The 20517-nt window shown below is 67.9% G+C and carries 16 protein-coding genes and 1 CRISPR repeat array; of the genes, 7 read left to right on the forward strand and 9 right to left on the reverse strand.

What is annotated here, in order from left to right; genetic code table 11:
• Positions 1-6: 6 nt before the first annotated feature.
• Genes AC3EVP_RS19745 through AC3EVP_RS19765 form a run of 5 tightly spaced genes read right to left on the reverse strand, consistent with a single transcriptional unit; the run spans position 7 to position 5125 of the window.
• A complete protein-coding gene (locus AC3EVP_RS19745; protein WP_435131453.1) occupies positions 7-741 on the reverse strand; it encodes a type I-E CRISPR-associated protein Cas6/Cse3/CasE in 735 nt (244 codons plus the stop codon).
• Entirely contained in the window at positions 738-1625 is an 888-nt protein-coding gene (cas5e, locus tag AC3EVP_RS19750; RefSeq protein ID WP_435131455.1) for a type I-E CRISPR-associated protein Cas5/CasD, read from the reverse strand. The genes AC3EVP_RS19745 and cas5e overlap by 4 nt, the downstream gene beginning before the upstream one ends.
• Positions 1622-2962 (reverse strand): type I-E CRISPR-associated protein Cas7/Cse4/CasC, encoded by a 1341-nt coding sequence (locus AC3EVP_RS19755; protein WP_435131456.1) that lies wholly within the window; start codon positions 2960-2962, stop codon positions 1622-1624. Before AC3EVP_RS19755 ends, cas5e begins: the two co-directional genes overlap by 4 nt.
• Positions 2959-3540, reverse strand: coding sequence for a type I-E CRISPR-associated protein Cse2/CasB (casB, locus tag AC3EVP_RS19760; RefSeq protein WP_435131458.1), 582 nt, complete (start codon positions 3538-3540; stop codon positions 2959-2961). Before casB ends, AC3EVP_RS19755 begins: the two co-directional genes overlap by 4 nt.
• Positions 3533-5125 (reverse strand): type I-E CRISPR-associated protein Cse1/CasA, encoded by a 1593-nt coding sequence (locus AC3EVP_RS19765; RefSeq protein ID WP_435131459.1) that lies wholly within the window; start codon positions 5123-5125, stop codon positions 3533-3535. Before AC3EVP_RS19765 ends, casB begins: the two co-directional genes overlap by 8 nt.
• 1078 nt (positions 5126-6203) lie before the next feature.
• Between AC3EVP_RS19765 and AC3EVP_RS19770 the strand changes: the two genes are divergently transcribed.
• Entirely contained in the window at positions 6204-8210 is a 2007-nt protein-coding gene (locus AC3EVP_RS19770) for a hypothetical protein (protein ID WP_435131461.1), read from the forward strand.
• Positions 8147-10063 (forward strand): hypothetical protein, encoded by a 1917-nt coding sequence (locus AC3EVP_RS19775; protein ID WP_435131462.1) that lies wholly within the window; start codon positions 8147-8149, stop codon positions 10061-10063. Before AC3EVP_RS19770 ends, AC3EVP_RS19775 begins: the two co-directional genes overlap by 64 nt.
• An 11-nt stretch (positions 10064-10074) precedes the next feature.
• Positions 10075-10408: a CRISPR direct-repeat array (repeat unit 29 nt; unit sequence GGGTCCATCCCCGCGGGTGCGGGGAGCAG).
• 508 nt (positions 10409-10916) lie between these two features.
• Here the strand turns inward: AC3EVP_RS19775 and AC3EVP_RS19780 are convergent.
• A complete protein-coding gene (locus AC3EVP_RS19780) occupies positions 10917-12128 on the reverse strand; it encodes a Shedu anti-phage system protein SduA domain-containing protein (RefSeq protein ID WP_435131464.1) in 1212 nt (403 codons plus the stop codon).
• 79 nt (positions 12129-12207) lie between these two features.
• Between AC3EVP_RS19780 and AC3EVP_RS19785 the strand changes: the two genes are divergently transcribed.
• From AC3EVP_RS19785 to AC3EVP_RS19800, 4 genes are all read left to right on the forward strand, one after another.
• A complete protein-coding gene (locus AC3EVP_RS19785; RefSeq protein ID WP_335981016.1) occupies positions 12208-12477 on the forward strand; it encodes a type II toxin-antitoxin system Phd/YefM family antitoxin in 270 nt (89 codons plus the stop codon).
• Positions 12467-12925, forward strand: coding sequence for a type II toxin-antitoxin system VapC family toxin (locus AC3EVP_RS19790; protein WP_335981017.1), 459 nt, complete (start codon positions 12467-12469; stop codon positions 12923-12925). Before AC3EVP_RS19785 ends, AC3EVP_RS19790 begins: the two co-directional genes overlap by 11 nt.
• A gap of 579 nt (positions 12926-13504) precedes the next feature.
• A complete protein-coding gene (locus AC3EVP_RS19795; RefSeq protein WP_335981018.1) occupies positions 13505-13783 on the forward strand; it encodes a type II toxin-antitoxin system Phd/YefM family antitoxin in 279 nt (92 codons plus the stop codon).
• The gene (locus tag AC3EVP_RS19800; protein ID WP_435131466.1) at positions 13776-14180 is read left to right on the forward strand and encodes a type II toxin-antitoxin system VapC family toxin; all 405 of its coding nucleotides are present in this window, start codon (positions 13776-13778) and stop codon (positions 14178-14180) included. The genes AC3EVP_RS19795 and AC3EVP_RS19800 overlap by 8 nt, the downstream gene beginning before the upstream one ends.
• Before the next feature lie 192 nt (positions 14181-14372).
• On the opposite strand, the gene AC3EVP_RS19805 is transcribed toward AC3EVP_RS19800, so the two are convergent.
• The 3 genes from AC3EVP_RS19805 to AC3EVP_RS19815 form a co-directional block, all read right to left on the reverse strand.
• Positions 14373-15116 carry a hypothetical protein gene (locus AC3EVP_RS19805; RefSeq protein WP_435131468.1) on the reverse strand — a complete coding sequence of 248 codons (744 nt, stop codon included), beginning with the start codon at positions 15114-15116 and terminating at the stop codon, positions 14373-14375.
• 640 nt (positions 15117-15756) lie between these two features.
• On the reverse strand, positions 15757-16479 hold the full coding sequence (locus AC3EVP_RS19810) for a hypothetical protein (RefSeq protein ID WP_435131470.1): 723 nt from the start codon (positions 16477-16479) through the stop codon (positions 15757-15759).
• Positions 16480-16958: 479 nt separating this feature from the next.
• Entirely contained in the window at positions 16959-19034 is a 2076-nt protein-coding gene (locus AC3EVP_RS19815) for a TolB family protein (RefSeq protein ID WP_435131471.1), read from the reverse strand.
• A 503-nt stretch (positions 19035-19537) separates the two neighbouring features.
• On the opposite strand from AC3EVP_RS19815, the gene AC3EVP_RS19820 reads away from it, so the two are divergent.
• Entirely contained in the window at positions 19538-20473 is a 936-nt protein-coding gene (locus AC3EVP_RS19820; protein WP_435131473.1) for an aldo/keto reductase, read from the forward strand.
• The last annotated feature ends 44 nt before the right edge of the window (positions 20474-20517 follow it).

Genomic DNA, 20517 nt, shown 5'->3' on the forward strand with positions numbered 1-20517 from the left:
GGCGCCTCACCGCACCAGGATCAGCCCGCAGCTGTAGGCGCGGGCGTGGCCGATGCCGCGTGTGAGAGCCGCGACGAACGCCGGGGGGTCCGTGATGGTGAGAGTGCCCTTGATCTCGGCGCGGGCGACGCGCAGGCCCTTGTGGGCGGTGGTGCTGGAGACGGTCGGGAGAACACGGAGGACCAGGCAGTCGGTGTCGGCGACGGCGCCGATGCGAGTCACGCCGTCGGAGGCGGCGGCCGGCTCGCCGACGGGTTGGAGGCGGCGGGCGAACCAGGTCTTGATGTGGTCGGGACGGGTGTGGGCCACGCGTTTGCCCCGGACCCTGACCGAGGGCGAACTGGAAGGCTGCGGCCGGCTGTGAACGGGGTTGACGACCGTGCGGAAGGCGAGCTTCTCGCCCGTATGGAAGGTGCGGTCGATGGTGAGGGTGTGCGGTTTCTCGGCAAGCGCGGCTCGGGGAACGCGACTCCAGTCACCGGGGACACCGGACTGCACGACCAGGGAGAGCTGTGCTTTGCGGAGGTCGACAGTCCACGTCGACAGGACACCCATCTGGGAGCGGGCGTCGCTGCTGCCCTCTTCGGCCCAGCCGCGGAAGCCGCTCATGACGGTCCGGTGCATGTCCTGGGCGTCGAGCAGGGACTTGGCGACGAAGGGGTGCCGCGCGTCCAGGGTGAGCAAGGTGTGCGTGGTGACGAACCTCGCTCCGGAACCGGTGCCGGTGGGTGTGGTGGTCACGGGATGATGTCCCATTCGCTGGCGTGCGGGGCGATGGTGATGCGGTGGCGGGTCTCCCATCGGAGGCCATGCTCGGGGCCGTCCGCGTCGAACCGCACAGGCTGGTCCTGGACAGGGCCGACGCCTGGGAGCGGCTTTCGGCTCTCGATCCAGGCCCAGGTGCGGGTACCTGCCGACGGTCCGGACGACGCGCCGACGGCAGGAAGGAGGGACCTCGTCTCGAAGACGTCCTTCAATGCGCCTGATACGACGCCGAGGGCAAGCTGCCCGGTAGGCGGACAGGCTTTGCGGCCGAGCCAGAGCAACCGCTTGGGGTGCTCAAGAGCATGGGCAACGCCTTCGAGGAGCGTCCGGTCCGGATGCTGGAGCCCGACGAGGAAGGTCGCGTCGGCGAGATACCAGCGTTCGGTGACCATGGGATGGCGACGGACCTCCGCGGAGACCAGGGCTCCCGAGACCGGATCGGCGGCAATTCTCTTCGGAGCCCCGTACCAGCTCTCCAGCGCCTCGCGCCCGAAGGCATGGACAGCCGGATCGCCGGAAGCGGACCGTACGTCCTCCACCGCCCCCGTGGCAGCTTCCACGGCTGCTGCCCGGCGATGATCGGTGGCGAGGTCGCGCGGCCGGACCGGATACTTCCCGCCGCCCACGGTGTGGAAGTCGCGCAGCGGAACACCGGGATGGTCCGCGCGAACGCCGAACAGCACCGCGGCCAGCTCGCCCAGAGGCTCGTCACGGTCGAGGCCGAGCGCCGCCGCGCACAGTCCGATCACACCTGACTTGGTGGGCCGGGGGTGGGTGTCGCGGCGCGCGAACCGGCTGGCCACTCCCCAGGACTGGATGGGCCCGGCCAGTCGGATGAGCAGGACGTGGCTGTCGGTCATGGGGTGAGGTCCTCGATCTTCTCCACCACCTCGGCGGACAGGGACAGTTGCGGCTCCCTCAAGACCTCGTCGACCTGGGGGTCGTAGGTGAGGACGCGCGCGGTACGGAGATCGTCGCGGCGCTTGCTGACGAAGGCGTGGTGGCGTAGGAGTCTGCGGACGGCCGCGGGTCCCGCCGGACCCTCGCCGCCGGCGTCCACCGGCGTCTCGTCGACGGGCAGTTGGAAAGCGGCCGCGTAGTTGTAGGGGCGTTCACCCTCGAAGGCCAGGACCAGGGCGGGCAGCGACCCGGTGGACGCGGTGGAGTTCTTCTTGGCCTCCGGAAAAGCCTCTACGAACGCGTTGACGAATTCCTTCTCCGCGTCCGCGGCAGCCTCCTCCGCCTCGCTCTGCGGCATTCCGGCCGCGCGCAGGTTGGTGCGGAGCTGGATCCGGTCGAGAACCGCGTGCCGGTAGAAGGTTCCGGAGATGAGCGACTGGTACCCCGTCATGCCCGCGCCGGCGTCGTCCGCGGCGTCGAGGAAGTTGAGGGCGTTCCGCTTACGGTCGAGCTTCGCGTCGTCGGCCGCCGCGTAGAAGTCGTCGATCTGCTCCGCCTCTTGAACGGTGAAGGCGTGGCTGCTCTGTACGGCCCCGTCGACGTTCGGCGAGTCGGCGATCTCGGCGAGGAAGCGTCCGTAGAGGGCGATGTCGACCGCGTCGCGCGGGGCGAGGGCGAGGAGGACCGCGTCACGGGTGGCCTTGGGCAGGGGCGGGAGCGCCGCAGCGGCGGCATCCGTCGCACCCTGTTCCTCCGGCAGCAGTGCGTCCGCCTTCTTCGCTCCGCGGCGGGATTTCTTGGCGGCCTCCGCCTGGGCCCGGAGGTAGTTCTCCCGCCATTCCCTGAGATCATCGGCGTGGTCGGAGATGTGGCCGGCGATTCGTACGCCCGCGTCCTCGGGCGCGAAGACCAGGACTTTGGTCAGGTTGGCGACGGTCTTCTTGTTCGGGTCGCCGAACTTCAGACCGCTGGCCTCGATGACTGCCCGCGCGGTGGTGACCGCCTCGTCCTTCGCCCAGCCGTGCTCGGATTCAAGCGCCTGACCGGTCAGGAGCGCCCATTCCCGAGTCCGGATACCCATGCTCCGGTTGGCGAGTGCGCCGAGCCCGGCGTTGGCGCGGTTGCGTGCGTGGACCCGTTCGGCCCGCCTGCGCGCCTGGCTGGTGATCATGTGCCGCTCGGCCCCGCCGTACACAAGGCTCTTGGGCTGCCCGTTCTCGTCCCTTACCGGGAGCACCGCGACGAGGGTCTCCAGCAGGTGCAGGGACAGGAACTGGCTTCGTCGGGCCTCGGTCACGTGGTCGCGTCCTTCCGGGTCGTCTGCTTGCTCTGGGCTGCCCGGCTCCGCGTCGCCGGAGTGTGGAACTCGACCGACCACTGGTAGGCGACACGCGCCTTCCGGTCGTTCCAGCGGATCAGGTCCTCGGTGAGCTGGGCCCACGAGGGCGGCGCCTGATCACACGCTCGGAGCCGTGTGATCGCGTGCTGGAGGTGACGCCAGGGGATGCGGCGGCTGGCGACCACCCGGTCCAGTAGGCGCTGCGCCCCCGGGTTGTCCGGACCGCGCCCTGTACCGTCTCCGATCCGGCGTGCCGCGGCGCCCAAACTGCCGTAGCCGTACGAGGGCACCGGGCGGCCCTGGTGGTAGATCGCGAAGAGGAAGGCCACCTTCTCGAAGATCTCGCGGTGCTTGTCTCCGCCGTACCAGCCGGCCCGAATATGGGCGTTGGTCGGTTCCTTCGCGCGGCGCAGATCGGCGAGCGTGCCGTACTCGCGATTGCGCACGAGCGTGGTGAGCCACGCGGTCAGGGCGGCACTGTCGTGCGGGAAGACATCAGCGGCGACGGGATCGTCGAGGCTGCCGTCTTCAGTCATGTGCGGTCTCCCCTCGCAGTTCGGCGGGTGCCTTGTCGCTGTTCATGTCGTCCTCGAAGCGCTGCTGGGCCCGGGCCCGCGCGCGGTTTCCCCGATCGTTGGGCGGCAGGGAGTCGAGACGGTGGGCCAGGTGGGCACGCGCCGCTTTCATCAAGATGCAGGCGTAGTCGACCAGAGGGGCCGAGACAGGATCGTCGTCGTCCACCGCTCCCGCGTCGATCACCTCGTCGAGCAGGCTGTAGAAGGGCACGGAGGCCGCAGGCCAGAACTCCCACCGGCCGTCGAAGCGGGCCAACTGCGCGCTGCCGTCCGCTGCGCGCATGGCCGGATACGCCGTTTCCGAGGCGATCACGGCCGCGCGTCTGAGGCTGTCGGCGATGTACTCGGCAATCTTGGAACCGCGGTACGAGGCGCGGTGCAGGTGCCTGGTCAGGGCGGGGGCGTACGGATAGGTGCCCTGTGTCCAGGCAACAGGCAGAGTCTTGTTGGCGAGGAGTCCTACCGCCCACATCTGGTAAGGAGCGCCGGGGCCTTTCCGCTCGTGGGGCAAGGACCGCAGACGGGCGTACATACCTGTTGGGGTTTCCATCACCGCGCCGTACAACGCGTGCGCGTCTCGCCACTGCGCTCTGGTGGGGGATGGCCACAGCGGCTTGCGACCGGCAGCCGTGTCCACGTAAGCGGCGTCCTGGAGATCGCGCTCCGGGTCGAGTTCGAGAACCTCACCGGCACCGATGAGCACGCGGTCGACGACGGCCTGACCGTGCGCTCCGCGTGCCGGATGCAGAAGCACCGACCGGCCGAGAGCGCTATGGAGGTCGGCGGAATTCTCCGGTGTTCTGGGCTTCGCCTTCACCGCGAAAGTCCGGCGTTCGATGGAGCCGCTGGTCCACGACGTGTTGAAGGACTCGCCCGTGCCAGTGGGCGGGTAGAGGTTGAGGCGCAGAGTCTCGCCCAGGGTCCGGCCCAGGGCGACGACGCGAACTCGCCCCAACAGCCGCCCGGCGGCCAGGTTTGTGACGGTGGCACCGAGATTCTTGCCGGATATGCGTGCGCGACCGTACGGGGCGTATACGTGCTGCGTGAGCATGGCGCGGAACGCGTCGGCGGCGGGCAGGGTCTCACCTCGTTCGAGGTGGTGATGGTCGAAGTGCTGGTTGTAGTCGCCGACGTGCTCGATCACCAACTGAGCTGGCCCTGTGCCGCTTTCGGGCATCTCCGGTGCGAGATTGCGGTTCTGGCCGAGCGGGGACTCGGGGCTGAACAGGTCCCACTCCTGGTCCGGCTGGATGGTCAGCCAGTCGGACGCACCGCTGAGACTGTGCTCGGCGGCGATCCACGCACACCACTCCTCGTCGGACGAGGGACAGGTCTTCGACGCGAAGCAGATGGCCATCAAGTACTCGATGACGGCAACGGTTTCGCCCGGAGTCGTGCAGTTGATGGTACTGAGGGCGTCGGCCTCCGAGAGAAGGGCACACAACGAGTGGTGGGCCACGGCACCGTCGAGCGTGACAGTCGGGATGCACGGCTGGTATCTGGGATCCCAGCGGGGCCGCTGCTCTACGAGATCGTGGGTGCGCACTTCGGGCAAGCCTGGTATCGCTTCCTAGTCAGGCCGACAGGCCAGGTGGTGACAGCGCGGTACGACAAGAACGCTAACAGTTGCAGCGGTACGAGATGGGGGATTCGCCATCGGTCTGCCGCCCCCGACGTTTCAGGGACGGCAGACCTACAGCCCCGCGCACGCGGGGAAGCTCGAACAGCGCCACGACGGCTGTTAACGGGCCATTCCCGCTGGCGCGGGAATCCGTCTCGCGACCGGTATTCTCCCGGCCGCGAGACGAACCGTGACCAGGCAGGAACGGCCACCTACACTGGACGAACGCCGATTCCTCGGCGCCCCTGGCACCCTCGACAGAAATGCCGAGGCCCCTGTGCGGGTCCGCTCCGCGCTACCGAGGCGGACCCGACAGACGACCAGGGTGGGCCGTTCCTGGCGTTAACAGCGCCAGGAACGGCCGCTACAGGAGGCTGTTCACCCCCCAGGCCGCTAACGCGGAAGCGATCGCGGCGATCGCGATGAGCAGGAGCTCGTCTCGATGACGCCGTAACCATCCTCGTGGATCGCCGGCCATGGCGACTCCTTCGCTATCGACAACGCCCACCTCAGAAGGTCTGGGGCAGGAGGTTCCGACAGGGAGGGAACACGAGGCCTCCGCGTGGACCAGTCTTCCACACCTCCCAGCCTGCGCAGGCCATTCTTCAAGTAGCGCTGGGACAGCGCCACTTCAGCTGTTAAGTTCCGCTACTTCGGGCGACGCCTCCTCATGAGGATGCTCAGGGTGGATCGGGCGTCGCGGCGGCGCTCAGGGGTGCGGGCCAGTACCGAGGTGAGGGTGACGAGGGCCAGGGTTCCTCCGTAAAACAGGCCGAAAGTGGTCGTCAGCGTTGCGGTGTCATGGAACAGTCCGGGGAGCACGGACACAGCGGCAGTCCTTCCATCGGAGGCCGCGAGGGCCTCTTGGTCGATGGACGCAGCTTCCGACGGTGGGGCGGTGTGCCACCAACGGCTACCTGGCGCGCGGTCGATATTGGCGCAGGTCACGCCGCACATACGAATTTGCGTACGATTCCCTTATTGCCGAAAGCGGGGCCGCCCGATGATGTCGGACAACGATGAAGGCACGCCCCGCGAGCGACTGGGTGCGATGGTCGCAGAGCTGTTGGAGGCATCGAGGTTGAGCCTCCGTGCCGCCAGCGCGACCGTCCCCGGAGGCGCCCTGAACATCACCACCCTTCGCAACTGGCGCAACGGCACCTCCGCCCCGTCCGCGAGCCTTGAGCCGGTCTTCGTCGAGCTGATCAAGGGCTTACGGGAGGCCGCTGAAGCGCATGGGCACCGTTGTCCCTACGACGACGCCGATTGGGCGAAGGCACTGCGGGCGGCGCAGCGGCAGGGCGCCGCGGGGCGGGGACTCAGCGCGGAGCAGCAAGACAAGGGCAGGAGACGGGGGCACGGCCACGAATCGCCCGCCCCGGACCCGAAGGCGCGATTTGTTCAAACACATCTGCCCGAGCTGCGAGTCGCGGACGGCCTGGCAGGACGCGAGGACGAACGCGCCGCGATACACGCCTTCATCCGGGCCTCCGGTCCAACGGCGCCGTCCTACCTGTGCTGGCAGTCGGAACGTCCGGTCGGCAAGACGACGCTGCTGGCTGACTACGTGAAGAGACCGGAGCGCAGCGTCAACGTCGTGAGCTTCTTCGTCTCCGAGGCCCGCGGCACGAACACCCGCGCTGATTTCACCGCCGTGGTGGGACGGCAACTTCGCGCCTTCCTCAACCACCAACGTGAGGACTTCCAGGAGAGGCTGCCTCGTGACGCCCAAGGGTGGGCGCGTCTCCTGGACAGCGTCGCTGCGAAGAGCGCCGCGCAGGGACGGAAACTGCTTCTCATCGTTGACGGCCTCGATGAGGATGCGGCCTGGGCCGACTGCACATGGGGCAAGGGCAGTTTGGCGCCGCAAAGCAACAGGACATCCGGGGCCGTCCCCGGCGGAAGCATCGCCGCGCTGCTGCCCGTACGCCCCGGCCCCGATCTGCGGATCCTCGTTTCGACACGATGGAGCAGGCCGCCTTCCGGCGACATACCGGCCGAACACCCCCTATGCCGACGCGAGTGCTACCGCACACTCGGCCCCTCACCCCAGGCCACCGCAATCGAACCGGTTTCGCGGGCCGAGGCCGACCGGCTACGGGCGCATCCCTTGGGTAACACCGTCATGGAGCTGCTCGCGGTGGCGGGCGGGGGCCTGCGCGCGGTGGACCTGGCGGAGCTGGCCGACGTTCCGGTCAGCCAGGTCGAGCGCCTCATCCACAGCTCGGACGGGCGCTGCGTCGTGCTGGACGACGCGGTGACGGAAACGTACGCGCTCAGCCACTCCGACATCCTGCGATCGGTCCGCGGCGACCTCGGAACGACTGGCGTCGCACGCCGTACAGCGCGGCTCCACGCCTGGGCGGAGCTCTGGCGCTCCGCCGGCTGGCCGGAGACGACGCCTCCTTACCTGCTTCAGCGCTACCGGCACTTACTGGATGATCCCGACCGTAGGCGCGAGTACGTGCTCGACCCCGGCCGGCAGATGCGGTTGGCGGCTACGGCGGGACACGACGTCGCCCTCGCGCAGTTGGACGCGCTTAGCGAGGAGCAGCCGAACGCCGAAAAGGGTCACGTTGGCGCCGAGCATGTCGCAACAGCTGTACGACGTGCCGCCTCGCGCGCCCACCTGACGGGCGCTGCCCGTGAATCATCGCTCGACGCGATGCTGCTGTGCGCGGAGCTCGGTGATCTCAACCGCGCTCGTGCCCTGGCACGTACGATGCCGGGCCCGGTGGTCGAAGCGGCGGCACTTGCCCGGATCGCGTTGTTGATGTGCGAAAAGGGTCTGGGAAAGGGATCGGCCGCACTCGCGGAGGAGGCAGTGGCGTCGCTGAGCCGCGCCGACCGGTCATTCCCCCTCCGGCTCGGGACGCGGACGCCTATGCGGAGATCGCCGTGGCAGCACACGAACTACACGCACGTGGTGAGTCCCTTAGCGCGTTCATGCTGCTCCGAGCTGTCGTCCTCAGCGGCACGGCCGACATCGAGACCCTCGTCGCGGCGCTGAGCGCACTGCCGACGAACGATGATCAGGACTGGGTGGCGGGCGTCGAGGCGCGGGCCGACGACCTGGGCACGGGTGACGCCCGAGCAAAGGCCGCCGCCGTGGACATCTGGGCGACGATCGCCCGCCGTATGCCGTCCCGCGGCAAGTTCGCCCGAGAGCGCATCATCGCGATCTGCGACGAGCTGGACGCGAGCGACGGCCTGGCGGCTGTGGACGTCCTCGCTGTCGCCGTTTCCGCACTGAAAGGAAGCAAGGCGGCGGCGCGTCGGCTCGTGAAGGAAGCAGTGGTCCGGCTGTCCGCAGCCCTGGCGGACCCAGCTTCCCTCTCCCCTGCGGACCAGGCCCATCTCCGACGCGAGGTGTCCACGACGCTGGAGCGGCTCAGTCAGGCGGCGAACGACGTGGCGCCCTTTCTGGAGACACCCACCAAGCTCAAGGATCTGGTGTCAACTCATCGTGAAATGCTGCGTTCGGGCCTACTCGGCGACGATCTCGCGGAGCGCGGCGAAACCAACCTCGCGGCGGGCGAGGACCGCAGGAGCACGGAACGTACCGCAAGGCGTCTGGGGCTTTTCGGCCTGAAGCCGCTCCCCGAGAAGGAGCACGAGGGAACGCCGGCCGATCAGCATGAGCATGGAACCCAACCGCCGCAACACATCGTGCTGCTGCGACAGGCCCAGCAACTGGTGCACGACGGCAACCTCCTGCTAGGCCGCGAGCGTCTGGAAGATGCACTCCGGCACCTGCCCGCACGCACGGCACCAGCGGCAAGCGGAAGTCATGGGACGTACGCGCTGGTTCAAGGACTCGGTTTTGTTGGGGAGTTCGCCCTGGCGAATCGGCTGATCACAGCTTCTCAGCAACCAGCGCGCGAGTGCCGCCACCTGGCCGCTATCTCAATCGGCTGCGGACAGGGCGGCCACGAGGTCGAGGCGCGCCACTACGCACGGGCCGCAGCACAGCTCGCAGGCGGCCTGCACGATCCCGTCCTGCGGGGCCTCACCGCGCAAGCTCTGGCACATGCCGGCGAGGCTGACAGCGCCGAAGAGATGGCGACGCGAACGGACCCGGAGGACAACATGCCGGCCGCCGCGCGCCGCGCGCAGATCCGCCAGTCGCGGACGGCAGTCGCCGCCGGTCTCGCCCAGCAACATCCCCAGACAGCCGCCCGACTCATCGACCCCGTGATAGCGGCAGTAGAGATGCGACTCGGGCACGGCAGCCCGTTCTCCCCCCTCCCCCAGTTGGCCGGACTTCTCCTCGCTTTCCCAGACATCCGTCAGCCCGGACCGCGGATTCGCGAGCTGCTGTGCCGGGCAGGTTCCTTCGTGCACGAGCCCCGGCAGCAATGGCACCCTCCATCCGTCGTCCTCCTCGCACTTCTGGAACGGCTCCACTGTGTACCCGACACGGCCGGCGTGGCCAATGCTGTGCACGGGTGGGTACCCACGCTCCCGCCCGATCAGATCCCCTACGCCGAACTCGCCGTTCTCAAGGCAGTGGAAGGTGATCTTGAGGAAGCCGCACGTATCACTGAGGCGGCGACGACATCGGAGATGCGCTCCTCCACGCTGGCCGCGGTCGCGACTCATCTGGCGGGCACCGACATCACGATGGCAACCGACCCTTCGTCGGAGGACGCCTCTCTGCGCCTCCACCTGACACTCGCCCATGCCGTACGCGACCGCGACACCTACGACAAAGAAGCCGTTCGTTCACTCGTCCTGAAGCTACTCCCCACCGACAACTGGTCACTAGCCATCCCGCTCCTTCCCCGACTCGCGCCCGAAGCGCTCGCACCGCTTGCCGAGTTGACACTGGTACATGGCTCAGGCGAGGGGGATGCACCCTGAGGGGGAGAGGTAGGTCCATCCCCGCGCGTGCGGGGAGCAGGCAATGCCGCCCATCGGATCGTTCACGTTGGCGGGCCCATCCCCGCGGGTGCGGGGAGCAGGTCACGTTGAACGGCGGGCTGGCCTGCTGGGTGGGTCCATCCCCACGGGTGCGGGGAGCAGCTGGTGGTGGCCGCGTTGTTGAGCATGCCGTCGGGTCCATCCCCGCGGGTGCGGGGAGCAGCAGTACGGTTCGGCGGGCATCCAGCGGGCGATGGGTCCATCCCCGCGGGTGCGGGGAGCAGAGCACCGTCCGCCGCGGTTTCAAGACGGACATGGGTCCATCCCCGCGGGTGCGGGGAGCGGTCTTACTGACCTGCGGGTTTTCTGGAGGGCGGGGCTGTCCTGAACCAACTGCAGAGAAAGCGACATTTGGGGCACCGAACGGGCAAACGCGACCGCCAACTCCCCACCGCACAGAGTACGGTCGCGCGAGGGCTGACCGCTCTCGGCCGCCACGCAAAGCAGCAAACGCGCCGGTTCGACGTTCCGGCTCCACGACCGCAAGGCGCGAGCGTCACGCCGCACCACTGCCGCACCAGTTCCAGCGGTACGCCGCGGGCACCTACAGCCAGCCGCATCCCCGCGGTCATGAAGCGCCGGACGGTCAGCGGGCTACCCGACCAGCGCATGCGCCGACAAGGGCCCCGTGATTCCCAAGCTCAGAGCGCGGGTTCGATTCCCGTCATCCGCTCCAAAGAAAAGCCCCAGGTCGAAGACCTGGGGCTTTCTCTTGGCCGCAAACCGCTATCGCCGCCCTGCAGGGCTCGGCGATTCCTAGGACAAGCCGCAGGCTGTCCTGATGCCTGCGGGATTACAGCGAAGGCTCGCTTCCCAAGGAGCGCTCGGCGTTATCGACCAACTCCTTGTACGTAAGCACCTCCACACGATTCACATGGGTATTGAAGATGCGAAGTGCTTCGTTGATCGACTCCTCTGGAACGGAGGGCTGAACCGACGGGTGTCCGATCAGCACCATCGCGCTGGTCCGTCGCGTCTCGATGCCGAGTTCTTCGCGGAGCCGCTGACGGCTCTCGTCCAAGCCGACGAGATAGTTCACCGCTTGGCCGACAGCGTCGTGCACCTGCGCGGTAGGTACCCACGAACCTCGGTGCTTCTTCACCATCGGGCCAACCAGGCTCGCTGAGCGCTTCAACTCAACGACGTGCAGGGCGCCGTCACCACGGATCAGAGGAATGTCGACCTCGTCCCCGGGCACCAACCTGCGGTGGGCCGCCTCACCGACGAACCGCCCGCCGAAGATCCAGTGCTGCCCCTCCAACGCGCGCTGGAGCGCGTGTTCGGAAGCCGTGGTGTCCTCGACGACCCTGCGCAAAGCCTCCAGGCCGGCTGCCCGTCGCTGCAACTCCGCCGCTCTGAGGAGCATCTGCCCCTCCGTGTCGGCAGCAAGGAGGGCCACCGCCTCGGGAGAGGTGACGATCCTGCGGGCGGCCTCGGCGGGCGCCTCGATGTCCACTCGTTCACGCAGGACGCGTTCCAACCACGCCGCTGTCTCAGCCCGCCCACGCAGCACCCGGTAGCGCCCCGGGTGGTCCTCGGGCGCGTCGAGAAACCGCGCGTCCTGCGAGAGCGAACCGAAGTGCGCGATCAGTTCGTTCACTCCGGCCTCGGGGTGTTGATCCACGTACTCGCGGCTCGCCTCCGCGACAAAGCGGAAGGTGTTCCACAGCATGTTTCCGACGAATTCCCGCTGATTCTCATTTCGCGCTCCGTCCTGGAACAGGCGGTATCGCTCATCGAAGTCAGGCTTGAGTATCCGGCCCTCGGCGTAGTCCAGGGAGTCCTGGACCAACCGGACGACCTGCCACTCACCGAAATCGGCCGCACGACTGCGAACCGCCTCCAGCAACTGGATGAGGGCCTGTCCGCCTCGGCGATGCCCTCCCCTTCCGCTGTTCATGTGCGCCCGCGCCGATACGAGAGCCGCCTTCACCTCGGGATGAACAGCCACGTCCAGGACACGCTTCAGTTGCAAATCCAGTGAAAAATCCGATCTGACACTCATACCGCGAGTCTGACTGAAGGGACCGACAGGGCCGCAACCCAGCGCAGCACGTGGTGCTACCGCGTGCTACCGTAGAGCCATGTCAGCGCAGCCCGAGATCACCCAGCGCGACCTGCGCAGCCGATCCAAAGAGATCATGGACGCCGTCCAGAGCGGACAGTCCTTCACCGTCACCCGCGACGGGCATCAGATCGGGGAGCTGATCCCGCTGCGCCGCCGTCGGCGGTTCGTTCCGCGTGCGGAGTTCGCCGCAATGTCCCGTACCGCGTCGGACGTCTCCTTGGAGGCCTTCAGGGCCGACCAAGACGCCACCGCCGAGCAGGAAGCGGACGACCCCTATGCCCGCTGAGTACACGCAGGGCCTACTCGACACCAACATCGTCATCCTGCGTAAGTGGCTCGACCCCGCCGAACTCCCGGACGAGGTGGCGATCAGCGCCATCACTCTCGCCGAACTCTCCGCAGGCCCCCACGAGGTGCGCCGGAACGAAGAGCAGAGCGACTACGACGAGCACGCCGAACGGGGCCGCCGCCTGGACATCCTGCAACGCGCCGAGAACGAGTTCGACCCCATCCCGTTCGACGCCGACGCCGCCCGGATCTACGGTCGGGTCTGCGCAGCCGTCATCGGCGCCGGCCGCAAACCACGGCGCCGGGTCGCCGACCTCATGATCGCCGCCATCGCCATCGCCGAAGAACTGCCCCTCTTTACCACCAACCCCGACGACTACAAGGGCCTCGACGGCCTGCTCACCGTCGTCCCCGTCACCCGGCCCACCGTCTTGCACGACCGGTAAGGCATCACCGTCGCACCGCATCCGCACCATGTACAGCAGTACCGTGCGGTCCGCCACGGACATCAATGGCGGTGGACACGTGGACACTTCAGGGCCCGCGCGGACAGCTGACCAGCAAAGATGCCACCAAGACCCCCGTGATTCCCAAGCTCAGAGCGCGGGTTCGATTCCCGTCATCTGCTCCATTGCAAGGCCCCAGGTCAGGGACCTGGGGCTTAATTCATTCGAGGCTCGATTACCTCCCCGTCATTTCCCGATGAAAAATTGCATCGCCTCCTCCTGTCGGAGTGCGGCGGCTCCGCCACCCAGATGTCTTCACGCCGCCGGCTGGAACGTCCGAGCCGCACGGGCGCGCCGGGGCGGTCAGGTGGCTTTGGGCCGCGAGCGCCTCGGCATTTCCGGCGTTCGCTCCGGAGTCTTTGGCGGGTTGCGAAGTTGTACAGTCGGCCTCCTCCTGGCCATGGCCCCAACTTCGGACCTCGACGACGGCAGCCACCCGACGGTCACAGCCCCGTTTGCCCAGCGACACCACCCCAACGGCTCGTAGCACCATGAGACACGACGCGCTACACTCGCGTCATGAAGACCATCACCCAGCGCGAGTTCCGCAACAGATCCGCAGCCGTCATGGACGCCGTGGAAGCCGGCGAGACCTACCTCATCACCCGCAACGGCACCGAGGTCGCAGAACTGCGTCCCCTCCACCGCAGGCGCCGTCTGAGCGCCGAAGAGCTGGTGGAACGGCACCGCAGGCTGCCGCGCGTCGACGCCGCCGCCATGCGGCAGGAAGCGGACGAGTTCTTCGGGACCGAAGACCGTGCCGGCGACGACGACCCCTGGCAGCGCAACCATGGCTGAGCGCGACCCGGCCGGTGTGCTCGACACCTGCACGTACATCGATCTGGACGTGCTCGACCCGGCAGACCTTCCCGCAGTCCCCGAACTCACCGCCATCACAATGGCCGAGTTGCAGCAAGGGGTCGCCATGGCCAAGAACGCTGCCATCCGCGCCGCCCGCATGGAAAAACTGGGCGCGGCAGTCGCCGATTTCGACCCACTCCCGTTCGACGGGGACGCACCCGCGCGCTACGGCACGCTCGTGGCCCTTGCCATCGCCGCAGGCCGCGATCCACGCCCCCGGAGGATGGATCTCATGATCGCCGCCATCGCATCCGTCCAGGGTCTTCCCCTCTTCACCCGCAACGCCGACGACTTCAAAGGGCTGGACGGCTCCCTGACCGTCGTCGCCGTCTGACAGACCCGCCCTACGCGGTCCGCACCACATCCGCACCACGTCCAGCGGTACATGGCGGTCAGCTTCGGCCGGCGCCGGAGGCTGCAGGATGCACGTTGATCAGCCCGAAGCCACGTTGACCAGCATCTGCTTCGCGACGGCCCCGTGATCGGCGTGCCATTGGCGTGCCATTTGAGCCTGCCGAGCTGGCGATTACCGCTCCTTCACCGCCATCGCGTCCGCCCGCGCCCTGGCCTGCCCCAGTTGGCTCGCACTCAAACACCGCACCTGCCAGATCAGGTCGCCAACTCGCCGCAAATCTGCTTTCCGCTCAGCGGTGAAAACGGGAAAAGCGGTACCCGTCACCGCCGTGAGATCTTCCTCGGAGATGTCGAGCAGAGCAGAGAAATCCCCGAGCAGTTCAGAGCTCAGGGAAACGCGGCCATGGCCCATACCTCCGTACGTCGCCGCCGACCAGTAGCGCCCAGTGGTGACCGCCAGCGTTTGGGCGGTAGCACTCCAACCGAGACCGCGATTCCGGGCCAGGCGCATGAGAATCCCGCCGGGGCCGGACGGATAGACCATGTGCGGGGGCGTCCGAACCGGCGCCGCCGGCCCCTCGGCAGGCATGGACGCCACGAAGTGAAGGACTTCCGCCTGCTGCTCCAAGCCCAAGGCGATGAACGACCGGACCAAGGCGGGAATCCCGCTTCCCCTTGCCCGGTCTGCGGAACGGAGATCGTCGGGTAGGGACACATCGGCCAGAGCGAAAACGTCAGCAGCATGCCACCCGAGAAGGGGAGCGAGTACGCGCAAGAGATCCGAGCCCGGCGACCCGCCACGGAGCACAGCCTCCAACTCGCTCCTCGTGCCCGCCTGGTGGGCAGCAGCGACAAGATCGCCCATCTTGCCGAGTGCCAGCCGTTCCAACAGGACACCGAAGCTGTCGTCCGCCATAACTCCAAGAAGATAGCGGCGGCACGCCGACGGGAGGGGCCCGCGCCGCCCGCGGCCGAAGGTCGAGCGGCGGAACGGCGGAACGGCGCGCCGCGCTCGCCAACGAACAGCAGGCCGCCGGCTCCTTCGCCGCTCCCACACCTAGACCACCGCCGCGGGCCGCCAGGGACTTCGACGAACGATTCCACGGCGTCCACCTCTGATCAACGACGGAGTAAAGGCAGGTCGACGTGCGACTGGGCATCAGCGGCCACCGCGGACCGCCGGACCATGCGGCGCGGCTCGTCCGGGCCGCACTCACCACGGTGATCGGACAGGCCGGCAGCGGAATCCTCGGCGGTGTCGTGGACCTCCTCCTGGCCGTCTGGGCCGCCAACCGCCCGCAGTTACGGGGGCACCACCGACATCGTCACCCACGCGAAACGCACTGGCGTGCCATACTCCGCCATCTTGCCGGAGGCCTCCACCCGGGACTGACGCCAACCGAACCCACCGCGAGGCAGCCCAGCCGCACGCGAGGAGAACCGTGAACCTGCTCCCCGCCCTGACCACCACCGACGTCCAGCAGCTCCGCCCGTCGGATCGGTGGACCGTACTGAAAGGGGCTGGGCAGGTGACAGTCGCATCGGTTCCTGGCCGGTCAGATGGCGAGCCCGTAACCCGTGGAACCCCAGAGCAACCGGCCGAACCGTTCCGGCTGTGCCAGCGCGATGCGTTCGGCTTCTTCGCGCAGTGGTGCGGCCTCGGGTGGGTAGTGTGCGGCGGCCAGAGGAAAGGCTCTGTGCAGCCGTAGGCGCAGGCCGTCATCGTCGCAGTCGACGAAAGCCCTCATGGACGCAAGCCAGAGTTCGGGCCACAGATCGGCGACAGAGTCGTTGCCCGTCTGTTCGGGCTGCGCCCGGAGGCGTCGCAGCCTCGCCCTCGCGTCGGCTGCCGACATGACGCCGTCCCTCACCGCGGTGAAGAGCTCCTCTCGACCGGGGATGCCCGGCCCTTTCGGGACCCAGTAGGCCGCTGCGGAGGCGTTCGCCCGCTGCGGCCACTCCCCTTGGCCGACTGCGTCGACGATGTACTGCAGGACCGGCCGCCGTCCCAGTGCCGTAACGAGCGGGAACACCAACTGGTTGGTCATATTGCTATCCAGCGAGAGGAGGTCGAGCAGTTCGGCTTGGTGGCGGTGCACAAGTCGCAGATCTCGGCGCAGCACTCTACCCAGCGCAAGCCGATTGCACTCCACGAGTTCGTAGCGCTGCCGCGCCGGCTCAAGGCCCAGAAGCGGGCCCCCGAGCCGAACCCTCTCCTCCGGCGCCAGATGATCCATAAGCGCCTCGAGCCGCTGGAGCAGCAAGACATCCGCTGTCACGTGGACTCCTCCCGAGATCGAAGTCTCTCCGAGTCGGCGCACCGCATCAGATCCCCTGCCCGCGCTTTCCACGGTTACAGCTTCCATCGCCGTCCTACCGAAGGATTACAGTCCCATCGAGCGCGCCGCCGGTCGAGACATCAACGCAGCGGGGACGCCGTCCAGTCGTACGACCCGCACCGCTCCCGCACCACGCACCGTGGTCGACGCAGCCACCAACGGCGCCGCCTCCGCCGGCACTTCAGGATCGTACCTACCACCGGCCGGTACAGATGGCCGGTAATTCCGTCATTCCCAAGCTCAGAGCGCGGGTTCGATTCCCATCATCCGCTCAATGAGAAAACCCCTGGATCTAAGATGTCTCGGCCGACTACGCATCGGGAAAAGCGTCGGCCCGGTCAAATGAAGCGGACGTCTCCCGGCGGCCCGAATTCCTCTCGGGCCGCCGGGTGCAGTTCGCGGAGGTCAACGACGAAGGGTCAGCTGTAGTAGCCGAAGACGTCGGCGATCAGGTGCGTGGTGCTGTTGACGTACAACTCGGCCTTGCCGTCGGTGCCGAGGGGCACGATCACCTGGTTGGCGATGGTCTGGCCGGCGCTCCAGTTGAGGTTGGACGTCGTCGGCTGGGTGCCGCCGTCGGCCCAGGCGATGACGTGTCCGGCGGCGGTGGAACCCGTCACCGTGATGTTGAGGACGACGGCCTTGGTGCCGCTGGGGACGCCGGTGGTGCCGCCTGCGGCCTGGAAGGCGAGGGTGTGGCCGCCCGCCAGCGCGGAGGTGGTGGTCACGCCGATGGCATGGCGGGTGTCGAGGAGGCGGTGCGGTGCGAGGCTCACGTAAGGGTGCCCGCTGGACGACGCGCTGAAGTAACCGGAGACGTCGGCGAGTACGTCGGCTATGCCGTGGACCTTGATGGCGATGCTGCCGTCCGTGCCTATCGGGACGATGGCCAGCCCGGCCAGAGTGGCGCCGGAGTGGTTCCAGTTGACGTTGGAGACGGTCGGGGTGGTGGTGCCGTCCGGGTACGCCTCCAGGTAGCCCGAGCTGCTGGTGTGCACGGCGGTCAGGTTGACTGCGACGGAGTCGGCGCCGGCCGGCACCCCGGCCTTGCCTCGCACGGCGAGCTTGATGGTGCTGTCGGTAAGGGGAGTTCGGGTGGAGACGCCCAAGGCGCTTCGGGTGTCCAGGATGCGCGTCGGGCTGACCGGCGTGTAGCCCGTACCGGAGTCCTGCGTGGAGTAGTAGCCCTGGAGGTCGGCGATCACCTGGGTGCTGCCGCTGCTCTGGTTGGTCAGGTCGACCTCTCCGTCAGGGCCGACGGGGACCGTGACGAGGTTGGAGATGGTCTGGCCGGTCGACCAGTTGAGGTTGGACGTGCTCGGCAGGTCGGAGCCTTCCGGGTACACCGTCAGGTGCCCGCCGGCGGTGGCCCCGGTGACCGTGACGTTCAGCACCGCGGCGGTGAGGGAGCGGGAGGGCGCCTGTACGGCGCCGCCGACCGACACCGCGAGGGTCCCGTTCGCCGGAACTGCACCCTTGGTCACCTCGCCGGTGCCGTTGCGGGTGTCGAGCAGGCGCTGAGGGCTGACGGAGTGGAAGGAGGCCGCCTGTCCGAGCGACGAGGTGCCGGTGGGCTGCTGGCTCACCGAGAAGAGGCCGCCCGGGATGACGGAGTCCGCCTTCGACGCCAGCACCAGGTGGTGGCCGACGGTGTCCAGGTAGTTGGTGCCCGGGTTGGCGTTGTAGTCCAGCCCCAGTCCGTCCGGAGTCCACTTGGGGTACGTGTGGTTGGTGGAGCCGCTGGTCACCTGAGTGGCCGTGCCGGAGCCGTCCGCGGCTTGCACGAAGAGCTGGTCGTAGCCGTTCACGAGGCGGTAGAACGCGATGGACGAGCCGTCCGGCGAGATGTCCGGCTGACGGCCGTTGGCGATCAACAACCCCGCGGTGGCGTTGCCGTGGTCGGTCCAGATGTCCGAGGCTCCGGCGGCGTCGTGCTCGAAGATCACCTCGCCGGTCGTCGACGACACGCTCGGATAGCGGTCCGATCCGCCCGTCGGCTCGGCGAACCAGGGGGGCGGGTCCTGGTACTGCTGCCCGGTCGGGCTGCCTGCGGCCGGCGACTTGTAGAGCTGGTACTGGGTGTAGTCCGGCCCACTCGATATCGCCTCGATGATCGTGGCACCGTCCGTCGTGTACGTCGGGTCGGCCCCGCCTTCAGCGACGAACTGCTCGCCGGTGCCGTCCGGCAGGTAGGTGTCCACTGCCGGAGCGCCGTTGGTGTAGGCGACCCGCGTGCCGTCGGGTGCCCAGGAGACGCCGCCGCCCTGATCGGAATTGCCGCCGGACATCAGGTGCAGGATGAGGCGGGACCCGTCCGGGTTCTCCGTGGCCGTGGTCACCTCACCCCCGTTGATGATCTTCGAGCCCGCCAGCAGTCCTGGATTCCCGGGAGCAGTCGCCTGCGCGGCGGGGGCCGACACAACGGAAAGGCCCGCGGCCCACACGGCTGCCACCAGGGCAGGCACCAACTGCCCGACAACCACGCGATATCTCATTCCCCACCCTCTACATCAGAATAAAAATTCACTGCGTTTCCAATGCAGCCGACGCGCGCCGCAGATCGCTGTCCATCTACGCTGGGATCAATGTTTGTCTTGCGGGCTGCCAGTGAGGTGTTCCGACTCCGCCGACCGGTGTCGCGTCCGCGAGCACATAGTAGGTGTGGAGGTCGGTGACCGTCAGGTTGTAGGTGAAGATGTGGCCGATGTCGTCTCGGACGTGGGCGATGCGGGTGGTGCGGCCGTCGGGGAGGCGGAGGCCGTCAGCGCACCTTTTCCGGCCTGGTCTCACCGGTCAGCGGGCTGGCGGCCAGTACGGTGTCATCGGCTTTGACGTCATCGATGGCTTCGGATGTCGTGCCGTCACTGAGCACCTTCGTGTCTCCGGGGAGGCTGCCGGCCGCCTTGCAACCATCCTCAAGTCCCTTGCGAGCGCGCCACGGCAGCGGACAGGCCCCGGCTTGTACTGTGCAGACCTGGACACCGGAAAGGAACCCGCCGTGAAGACGTTCATCATGCCCGGCACCGACATCCTCGCTCCGAACATCGTGCTCGGCCTGATGCGTATCGCCCGCAAGTCCGACGACGAGGTCCGCGAGCTCGTCCGCACCGCACGCGACGCGGGGATCGACTTCGTCGACCACGCCGACATCTACGGGGGCGAACTGCACGCGTGTGAACGCCGCTTCGCCGACGCGATGGCGCTGAGTCCGTCACAGCGCGACGAGATCACGATCCAGACCAAGGCGGGGATCGTGACGGACGGGCCGTACTACGACTTCTCCTACGAGCACATCGTCAAGTCGGTCGAGGGCTCACTCGCGGCCCTGCGCACCGACCGCATCGACATCCTGCTCCTGCACCGCCCCGACGCGCTCGTCGAGCCCGAAGAGGTGGCCCGGGCCTTCGACGCACTCGAGTCGTCGGGCAAGGTGCGCGCCTTCGGTGTGTCGAACCACACCCCGCGCCAGATCGACCTGCTCCGCAAGTTCGTACGCCAGCCCATCGTGGCCAACCAGCTCCAGCTGTCGATCACGCACGAGCCGATCATCGCGCAAGGGGTCGCCGCGAACATGCTCGATGAGCAGCAGGCGGCGACCCTGGACGGCGGCGGGATCGTCGACTACTGCCGGCTCAACGACATCACCATCCAGGCGTGGTCCCCCTTCCAGGCCGGCTTCTTCAACGGTGTCTTCCTCGGCTCGCCGGACTATCCCGAGCTCAACGCGGTCATCGACCGGCTCGCCTCCCGGTACGGCGTCCCCGCCATCGCCATCGCGACTGCCTGGATCACCCGCCACCCGGCCCAGATGCAGGTCGTGCTCGGCACCACCAACCCGGAGCGCGTCGCGGGCGCCGCCCAGGGCTCCGACCTTGGGCTCACCAGGGCCGAGTGGTACGAACTGTTCCGTGCCGGGGGCCACCGCGTTCCCTGAAGCCGGAAGCGGGGCGGGCTCGAAGGGGGCGAGCCGCCCCGTCG

It is taken from the genome of Actinacidiphila sp. bgisy144 (assembly GCF_057708105.1).